The organism is uncultured Flavobacterium sp., from assembly GCF_963925415.1.
In the GTDB taxonomy this organism is placed as follows: domain Bacteria; phylum Bacteroidota; class Bacteroidia; order Flavobacteriales; family Flavobacteriaceae; genus Flavobacterium.
Genome location: NZ_CAWUTS010000070.1, coordinates 1 through 4765, shown reverse-complemented (window position 1 = coordinate 4765; position 4765 = coordinate 1). Strand labels below are relative to the sequence as shown.

Here is a 4765-nt window from a genome sequence, read left to right as displayed (position 1 = left end):
TTTTTAAAAACGATTCATTGATAAATTTGTTTAAATATATTCCAGCAAAAATACCAATAATAGAAAACGATGTAAACTTTATCAAAAATAGCCAATCAATTTCTAAATTTTGTATATCTCCCATAAATCCTATTAATGAGTTCATAGCAATAACAAATAGTGATGTGCCAATAGCTTTTTTAATAGGCATTTTAGCAAAAAGTACTAATGAAGGAAATATTAAAAAACCACCACCAGCACCTATTAAACCTATGATTAAACCAATAAAAAAATTTTGAAGTATAAGGTTTATTTGGCTAATTTTTTGTTCGGTTGCTTCATTTTGTGTATTGCTTTTCAACATTGACAGGGCTGCAAAAAACATAACTAATGCAAAAAACGTCATCAAAAAAGTTGATTTCGTTAGTAGAAAGCCATCTGTTTTGAAAACAATTTCTGGAATTCTTGGAACAATAAACTTGCGAGTTAAAAAAACGGCAATAAAAGAAGGAATTGCAAAAAGGAGGCCAACTCTAAAATCAACTAATTTTTTTCGGTAACTTTGTATAGATCCAAAAACGGATGTAATACCAACAATAAACAAGGAATATGCGGTTGCAGTTACAGGATTTATAAGTAACACATAAACCAATACGGGTACTGTTAAAATAGATCCACCACCACCTGTTAGGCCTAATATTAGTCCAATACACAAAGCACCTGCATAGCCAAAAATTTCTATCAAAATAATAATTTCTATTTGGCAAATATAAGGCAATTCTTTAAAATTTAACATACTTTTACAAGGTTTAATATGCGTACTTGAATGACAAAAAAATACAGCAAACATAATTTTCATAAGCATACTTTTTGTGTGTTCAAAGAAGTTGAGATGCAGCTTATATTGGATTTAAAACCTAATTATAACAGCAAATCTGGAAGTGTTTATTACTTTAATGAAGAAGGATTGTTTCGGGTGTCAAATCATTGGGGAAGAGCTGCTAATTGCAGATGGAAATTGGATTATAATTTTCTTAAAACCCAAAAACTGTCCCAAATAAATTATTCAAAAAGCAAGATAGGTTTTGCTAAATGGACAGATTTTTATCCTAATAATGAACAAGAAAATTTGTTTTATATAGAAATAAATATCGAAACAAAAATAATTGATTTTTACCATAAATTAAATCCAAATTATGACGGACTTGCTATCTTGAGAAACGCAGCTGAAACAGCAAAACGAATTAAAATTTGCAAGGAAATATTTACTGAAACTCAATGGGCAAAACATTTAGTATATGAGTCTTTAGATTCATTACGCATGCAATTAATACAGCAGTTATGCTTTACCAATCATTCGTTTATTGCATTAAAGAAAAAATATATATAGGTGTTTTTTAATAAAAATTAATAAAAAATCTTTAACTAAAAATTAATACTCGTTTTATAGGGTTGTATGCAATTATAGTTAATTTTATCCACATGAATAAAGGCAATAAATCAGGTTTCTTTTTTAAGACCTATGAAGCGCTCCATCAATCACCTTTTGATAAGCTATTTGGTGTTTTTAAAGAACTAATTACACATACCTCAGGAGATTTTGACGAAGCCATTAATTGGTTGCGCCAATTGGATGTGGAATACAAATTAACCACACCCGATTACAGCATTGATGATTTTATTGAAGATTTAAAGAAAAAAGGATACATTAAAGAAGAGATAAAATTAGATGGATCTGCAGGTATGGGCATCACTTCTAAAACAGAAAGAGCTATCCGACAGGCTGCATTGGACCAAATATTTGGCAGTCTTAAAAAATCGTCCTCAGGAAATCATAAATCCAAGCAAACAGGTGCTGGAGATGAACAAATAGGTAATTTTAGAGAATTTAACTTTGGAGATTCTATCGAACAAATTTCGTTAACCGAAAGTTTAAAGAACGCTCAAATTAATAATGGTGTAGGTGACTTTATACTTACAGAACGCGATTTAATTGTTGAAGAAAGTCACCACAAATCGCAAATGAGTACGGTTTTGATGATTGATATTTCGCACAGCATGATATTGTATGGCGAAGATAGAATAACACCCGCTAAAAAAGTAGCAATGGCTTTAGCCGAATTAATAACCACTCGTTATCCAAAAGACACCTTAGATATTTTGGTATTTGGAAATGATGCATGGACCATAAAAATAAAGGACTTGCCTTATTTGCAAGTCGGACCTTATCATACCAACACCGTAGCAGGTTTACAACTTGCCATGGATATTTTACGGAGAAAAAGAAATACCAACAAACAAATTTTTATGATTACAGACGGAAAACCCAGTTGTATTCGTGAAAAAAATGGCGAATATTACATGAACAGTAACGGGTTAGATCAATACATAGTTGACAAATGTTACAACCAAGCAGCTCAAGCTCGAAAATTACATATTCCCATAACAACGTTTATGATTGCTAATGATCCTTATTTGCAAAAATTTGTGAATCATTTTACAGAAGCCAATCAAGGAAAAGCATTTTACACAGGCTTAAAAGGATTGGGCGAAATGATTTTTGAAGATTATGAAACAAACAGAAAGAAAAAAATACGATAACTTTCATTTTTTAAAAAATATTTTTTAGATCAAACGAAAATTTAGTAGTAAAAATATATAAAATAATACAACATTAAATAAAATTATGAATACGATTAAAACATTAGGTGCATTAAAAAAATCAGGATACACATCTCAAAATATAAAAGACGAGTTACGTACTAATTTGCGCAATAAAATAATAGCTGGCGAAACTACTTTTGAAGGAGTTCATGGTTTTGAAAACACCGTCATTCCCGAATTAGAACGGGCTATTTTGTCGCGTCATAATATTAATTTACTAGGACTTAGAGGTCAAGCAAAAACACGCTTGGCTCGTAAAATGATTGAATTGTTAGACGCGTATATACCAGTTGTCGAAGGTTCAGAAATTAACGACGACCCACTAAACCCTATTTCAAGTTTCGCTATAGATTTAATAGCCGAAAAAGGCGATAAAACACCCATTATTTGGATGCACAGAAGTGAACGTTTTTATGAAAAATTAGCAACTCCAGATGTTACTGTTGCCGATTTAATAGGTGATGTAGATCCCATAAAAGCGGCTAATTTAAAATTAAACTATGCAGACGAACGTGTAATTCATTTTGGGATGATTCCAAGAGCAAATCGCTGTATTTTTGTTATAAATGAGCTTCCCGATTTACAAGCGCGTATTCAAGTTGCTTTATTCAATATTTTACAAGAAGGGGATATACAAATCAGAGGTTTTAAATTGCGATTAGCCCTAGATTTACAATTTGTTTTTACCGCAAACCCCGAAGATTTTACCAACAGAGGAAGCATTGTTACCCCTTTAAAAGACCGTATAGGATCTCAAATATTAACACATTATCCTGATAATATTGCTATCGCCCGAACCATAACCCAGCAAGAGTCTAAATTTGATACCAATCAATCAGATGCGGTTTATGTACCCAGTTTGGCCAAAGATTTATTGGAACAAATTAGTTTTGAAGCTCGTGACAGTGAATATGTAGATGCTAAAAGTGGGGTTTCAGCTCGTATGAGTATTACGGCCTATGAGAACCTTGTTTCTACAGCAGAACGCCGAACTTTATTGGCAAGAGAAAATAAAACAACCGTTAGATTATCTGATTTTATGGGTATTATTCCTTCCATAACGGGTAAAGTTGAATTGGTTTATGAAGGTGAGCAAGAAGGTTCAGCAACTGTAGCTCAACATTTAATAGGTGATGCGATACATACATTATTTCCAGGATATTTTCCTAAAATTGAAAAACTAGAGCGTGAAGATGCCAAAAATGCTTATGCTGATTTATTGGAATGGTTTTTTAATGAAAGTGGATTTGAATTGTTAGATGACCAATCAAATGTAGAATACCAAACTATTTTAGATGGAGTAAAACCACTGGATGTTTTATTAAAAAAATACCAACCTAATGTTGCCAAAGAGGATGTCTATTTTTGGAAAGAATTTATTTTATGGGCTTTAGTAGAATATGATAAATTGAGTAAAAATAGAATATCAAAAGGATATCAATACAAAGATTTATACAGCAACTTTATAAGTAAACTGTAATTTGCATTTATATTTTAGAGTAAAAAGCTTTTTTTTAACATACTTTAAAGCAAGTTGCTAAATTAAACCGTGCGTCCTAAAATGAACATAGTTTCTTGATTGCTATCAATAATTAATTGACTTATTTTATGCTCAAGAGCTATTTCTAAAACATCTTTAGCTGGCAGGGTTACAAATGGTTTAGTTTCTGTAGCCCATGTCATTAAAGTGGCTTGAGATGTGAAAACGCCCATGGCTAATTTTTCTCCTATTTCAAAAACAGATGTAAAGGACAATGGTGTCCCTTTTTCGACAGTAGTCCAACCTTTTTCAGGATTTTTACCCGTAACAGGAGTGGCTGTGGGAACCAATAAATAGGCATTATTGCCTTGTAGTTCTTCTAAAACAGACAAAAAGTGTTTTTGGTCTTGACTTGCTTTAAACAATTTGATTTTTGCAATCAACTGGTCGTTTTTGGGCTTAAAAGTATCCGTCATAATCATTTCTATTTGGCCTGCAAAAGTATCTAAATTTATATTGAATTTAAAACTTATTGTAAAGAATTAATTTTAAGGCAAAGAGAAATAACGTTTAGCTTGAAAGCTAAACGTTAAGTAATCAATAAATTTTAAGTTGCTAAAAACAGATATTTAATTCAATTAA

The 4765-nt window shown here is 31.5% G+C and carries 5 protein-coding genes; 3 read left to right on the top strand and 2 right to left on the bottom strand.

Annotated elements, in window-relative coordinates; genetic code table 11:
• The coding region (locus tag AABM47_RS05535; RefSeq protein ID WP_338409934.1) for a sulfite exporter TauE/SafE family protein at positions 1-775 on the bottom strand (775 nt) is incomplete at its 3' end.
• Between the two features lie 30 nt (positions 776-805).
• On the opposite strand from AABM47_RS05535, the gene AABM47_RS05530 reads away from it, so the two are divergent.
• The 3 genes from AABM47_RS05530 (at position 806) to AABM47_RS05520 (ending at position 4123) form a co-directional block, all read left to right on the top strand.
• The gene (locus AABM47_RS05530; protein WP_338409933.1) at positions 806-1369 is read left to right on the top strand and encodes a hypothetical protein; all 564 of its coding nucleotides are present in this window, start codon (positions 806-808) and stop codon (positions 1367-1369) included.
• Positions 1370-1461: 92 nt separating this feature from the next.
• Entirely contained in the window at positions 1462-2580 is a 1119-nt protein-coding gene (locus tag AABM47_RS05525; RefSeq protein ID WP_338409932.1) for a VWA domain-containing protein, read from the top strand.
• A gap of 85 nt (positions 2581-2665) precedes the next feature.
• On the top strand, positions 2666-4123 hold the full coding sequence (locus AABM47_RS05520) for a magnesium chelatase (protein ID WP_338409931.1): 1458 nt from the start codon (positions 2666-2668) through the stop codon (positions 4121-4123).
• 62 nt (positions 4124-4185) lie between these two features.
• Here the strand turns inward: AABM47_RS05520 and AABM47_RS05515 are convergent, their stop codons facing one another.
• Positions 4186-4599, bottom strand: a complete 414-nt coding sequence (locus AABM47_RS05515; RefSeq protein ID WP_338409930.1) for an SseB family protein — start codon at positions 4597-4599, stop codon at positions 4186-4188.
• Positions 4600-4765: the final 166 nt, after the last annotated feature.